Consider the following 4,097-nt stretch of genomic DNA (forward strand, 5'->3'; position numbering starts at 1 on the left):
GCCACCACGGCAATGGGCGCGCGGTGGCCATCGTGGCGCAGGGCCAGTAGCACATCCACGGCGGTCAGGCCCGAGCCGATGAGCAGTACCTCTTCGTCGGGCCCGATGCGGCGGATGTTGCCGGTGGCCCAGGGGTCGGTATGGTAGCCGGGGTGGTGCAGGTAGCGGTGGTCGGGCCCGCAGGGTGGCGGCGGCGGAAAGTTGCCCAGCGCCAGTACTACTATATCGCTTTCAATACTGGTGCCGTCGGCCAACTGCACCTGGCGACGGCCATTAGGTAGGAGCGGGGCTGCCACGGCCGTGGTGCGGTGCCAGTGAATGCCCTGGGGGCCGGCCACCGGGGCCAGGGCGGGCATCAGCTCCTCTTTCAAATAGCGGCCGTAGGCGGCGCGGGAGGCAAATTCGGGCACGCTGGTGGCGCTTTCGGGCTGCCGAGCCAGCCAGTCGGCAAAGTGGTTGGGTGCGGCGGGATAAAGGCTGAGGCCGCCGGGCCGGACATTGAGCAGGTATTCGGGCCGGCGGGCCGAGTAAGCCAGGCCAGGGCCGGGCTCCTCCCGCGGCTCAATCAAATGAATTTCGGCCCCGCCCAACTTGGGCTGCTGCCGCAACTGCAACACTAGCGCCGTGCCCGCGAAGCCGCCGCCCACAACGGTGATAACGGAAGGAGCGGGTGCGGTCACAGGCGGGTTAGGTAATGGGTAAAGACGCATACTTGCGTCTCGTCGTTGAACGGTTAAATCGTAAACGGTGCAGACGACAAGACGCAAATATGCGTCTCTACATCCCATTTGTTTCCGCGCTACAAATACCGCCCGGGCACCAGGTAGTTCTGCACGTAGTCCTGAATACCGTCTTCGAGGCGCGTAAACGGCCGGTCGTAGCCGATGCTTTTGAGCTTGCTCATGTCGGCCTGGGTGAAGTACTGGTACTTGTCGCGAATGTCCTCCGGCGTGTCTCGGAAGCGGATATCGGCCGTGCGGCCGAGGGCGCTGAACGTGTTCAGGGCGAGGTCGAGGAAGGTGCGGGCCTCGCCGCTTCCCAGGTTGTAGATGCCCGAGTGCGTACGGTGGTTGAGCAGGAAGAAACACACTTCCACCACGTCCTTCACGTACACGAAATCGCGCATCTGGCCGCCATCGGTGTAGTCGGGGTTGTGCGATTTGAACAGCGTCATCGAGCCCGACTGCTGAATCTGGTGGAAGGCGTGCATAATCACCGAGGCCATGCGGCTCTTGTGGTACTCGTTGGGACCGTACACGTTGAAAAATTTCAGGCCGGCCCAGAAATAGGGCTTCTCTTCCTGCTGCAAGGCCCAGTTGTCGAAGTCGTTTTTCGAGTCGCCGTAGGGGTTGAGGGGGCGGTAGAGGGGGAACAGGGCCTCGTCCTGGTCGGAGTAGCCGAGGGTGCCGTCGCCGTAAGTCGCGGCCGAGGAGGCGTACACCAGCGGCAGGTTGTAGCGCACGCAGGCCTGCCACATCTGCTTCGAGTAGTTCAGGTTCAGCAGGTCGAACACGGCGGGGTCCATCTCGGTGGTATCGGTGCGCGCGCCGAGGTGGAAAATAAACTCCACCTGCTCGTGGTGCGCATCGAGCCAGTCGAAAAACGTTTCGCGGTCGACGTACTCGCGCAGCTTCTTGCCTTCGAGGTTGGCAAGCTTCTTTTCGATGGAGAAATTATCGACCACCACGATGTCGTTGAAATTGGCGGCGTTGAGGCGGGAGACAAGGCAGCTGGCGATGAAGCCGGCCGCGCCGGTTACTACTATCATGGGGCAAAAATTAGGACCAGGGGCAAAGGTAAACTGCCGCGCCGCGTGGCCCGCGGGCTACCTTTGCCGCATGCGTTTCTTTCTGCTGCTTCTACCGCTGGCCCTGCTGCTGGGTTGTCATTCCGAACCCGAAAAAACGGCCCTGGTGCCCGTGCGCGACGGCCTGGGCCGCACCGTGAGCCTGCCCGCTCAGCCGCGCCGCGTGCTGGCCCTGGCCCCGAGCATGACCGAAATGCTGTACGCTGTGGCCGATACCGCCACCATCGTGGCCCGCTGCCCGCAGGATAATTACCCGGCCGCCGTGTACCGCAAGCCCGTCGTCAACAACTATCCGCTCGACCTCGAAAAGCTGGTGCTACTCAAGCCCGATGTGGTATTCACCGTCGAAGGCATCACCTCCGTCGACGACGCGCAGCGGCTGCAGCAGCTCGGCATTCCGGTGTACTACCTACGATTCCGGCGTGTGGAAGATGTTTTCAAGGGAATGGAGGAAGTAGGGCGCCTGCTGGGCCGCCTGCCGCAGGCCCGGCACCTCACCGACTCGCTGCGCCAGAACCTGAAGGCGGTGACCAACGTGCCCATCCGCCAGCCCATTCCCAAAGTGCTGGCCATCACCTGGCAGGACCCCATTTACTGCTACGGCCAGAACACGCTCTTCACCGACGAAATCCGCATGGCCGGCGGCCGCAACGCCGTCACCGAAACCTTCCCGCAGCCCTACCCGGCCCTCACCCGCGAGTACATCCTCAAGCTGAATCCCGACGTGCTGCTCGGCGGCAGCTTCGGCAAGCTCGACAGCACCTTTTTCAAAAACTACCCCGAGCTCAAGCGCATAAACGCCTACAAAAACCGCCGCGTGTACCCCATCACCGGCAACCTGCTCGAGCGCCCCGGCCCGCGGGTAGTGGAATCGGTGCGCGAGCTGCAGGGGCTGCTGCAGCAGGCCGGAGCGAAACCAACTGTTTCTGCTCGCTGATGGGAGCGTCTTGTTCGGTTTGGTGGCTCCGGGGTTTGAGAACCGCTTGCCCTGTGCCCGGAGTGCGGCATCTGTTGCTGGTGTTGCTGCTCGGGGCCGGCCCGGCCTTCGGGCAGCAGAAGAGCTCGCTCGCGGCCATCGTCGCGGCCGAAGCGGCGGCCGACCGCTTCAGCGGCACCGCGCTGGTGGCGCAGGATGGCCGCGTGGTGTGGCAAGGGCATCAGGGGATGGCCAACTGCCAGTTTGCGGTGCCGATGGCCGATACCACCCGCCTGCCCATCGCCTCGATGACCAAGCTGTTCACCGCCATCCTGACCCTGCAACTGCTCGAGAAAGGCCAGCTGCGGCTGGATGATGCCATTGCCACCTACGTGCCCGACTTGCCCGCAGCTGGCCGCACCATTACCATTCGCCAGCTGCTCACGCACCATTCGGGCCTTAAAAACGAGCCGTTGGTCGCCTACCAAAGCCCGTACTCGACCAGTGAGTTTGTTGGCCGGTTCGTGGCTTTGCGGGAAAACGCTACTGCCACGTTCAACTACAACAACGTCGATTACATTCTGCTGACGCGGTTGCTGGAAGTCGTTTCGAAGCAGCCTTATGCCAAGCTGGTGCGGATGGCCATTTTTGGCCCGGCGGGTATGGTGCACTCGGGCGTGCTGGCCGAAGAGCAGGTGGTTCCCGGCCTCGCCTACGGCTATCACAACTACAGCTTCGGCGACTCGACGGCGCGCCGACCGCTGCGCAACGACGCGCCCACCTACCTCTCGAACTACGCCGGGGCCGGGGCCATTTACGCCACTGTGGGCGACCTGTTCCGGCTGGTAGAAGCGTTGCGGCAGCACAAGCTCCTCAATGCGGCCAGCACCGCCTTGCTCACCAGTCCGCAGCAGCCGGGCAGCTTTGTGCCGTATGCGCGGGGCTACCCCACGCTGGGCTTTTATTACAACGATAAATCCTTTGCCCGGCCCGTGCTGGAGCGGCGCGGCAGCATCAACGGTTTCAACTCGGTGCTGCTTACCGACCCAACCTTCCGTCGGGTTGTTATTCTGCTGACCAATACCGACACCGGCGACCTCGAACTAATCGGCGATAAACTATATGGCGAATTCCGGTAGCTTGGGCGCAGTCCGGACTACGCGTCCGGTTTTTTGGCTCGTTCTCGGCCTGCTGCTCACGCTGGCCCTGCTGGTGCTGGGCCTGCGCGTGGGCAGCTACAGTACTTCGTACAGCTTCATCCTGAATACCTTTCGGCACTACAACCCCGCCGACCCCGCCCAGCTGGCCCTCGTCGAGCTGCGGCTGCCGGGCCTGCTGGTGGCGCTGCTGGCCGGCGCCAGCCTGGCCGTGAGC

5 protein-coding genes are annotated in these 4,097 nt (G+C 63.3%); 3 read left to right on the forward strand and 2 right to left on the reverse strand.

The features are described 5' to 3' along the window. On the reverse strand, positions 1-680 hold a 680-nt coding region (locus ACYVDE_RS16315; RefSeq protein WP_460502614.1), incomplete at its 3' end, for an FAD/NAD(P)-binding protein. Between the two features lie 119 nt (positions 681-799). Further along, on the reverse strand, positions 800-1,768 hold the full coding sequence (rfaD, locus tag ACYVDE_RS16320) for an ADP-glyceromanno-heptose 6-epimerase (protein WP_460502615.1): 969 nt from the start codon (positions 1,766-1,768) through the stop codon (positions 800-802). A gap of 70 nt (positions 1,769-1,838) precedes the next feature. Between rfaD and ACYVDE_RS16325 the strand changes: the two genes are divergently transcribed. The 3 genes from ACYVDE_RS16325 to ACYVDE_RS16335 form a co-directional block, all read left to right on the forward strand. Beyond that, complete coding sequence (locus ACYVDE_RS16325) at positions 1,839-2,744, forward strand: ABC transporter substrate-binding protein (RefSeq protein WP_460502616.1); 906 nt, start codon at positions 1,839-1,841, stop codon at positions 2,742-2,744. A 53-nt stretch (positions 2,745-2,797) separates the two neighbouring features. Further along, complete coding sequence (locus tag ACYVDE_RS16330; RefSeq protein WP_460502617.1) at positions 2,798-3,862, forward strand: serine hydrolase domain-containing protein; 1,065 nt, start codon at positions 2,798-2,800, stop codon at positions 3,860-3,862. Further along, a partial coding sequence (locus ACYVDE_RS16335) for an iron chelate uptake ABC transporter family permease subunit (protein ID WP_460502618.1) occupies positions 3,846-4,097 on the forward strand: 252 nt, incomplete at its 3' end. The genes ACYVDE_RS16330 and ACYVDE_RS16335, both read left to right, overlap by 17 nt.

The organism is Hymenobacter agri (genome assembly GCF_054778495.1).

What these genes read in the sequence shown, in the direction of transcription:
- rfaD (WP_460502615.1), bottom strand. Translation starts at nt 1,768, where the DNA reads ATGATAGTAGTAACCGGCGCGGCCGGCTTCATCGCCAGCTGCCTTGTC.
- ACYVDE_RS16325 (WP_460502616.1), top strand. Translation starts at nt 1,839, where the DNA reads ATGCGTTTCTTTCTGCTGCTTCTACCGCTGGCCCTGCTGCTGGGTTGT.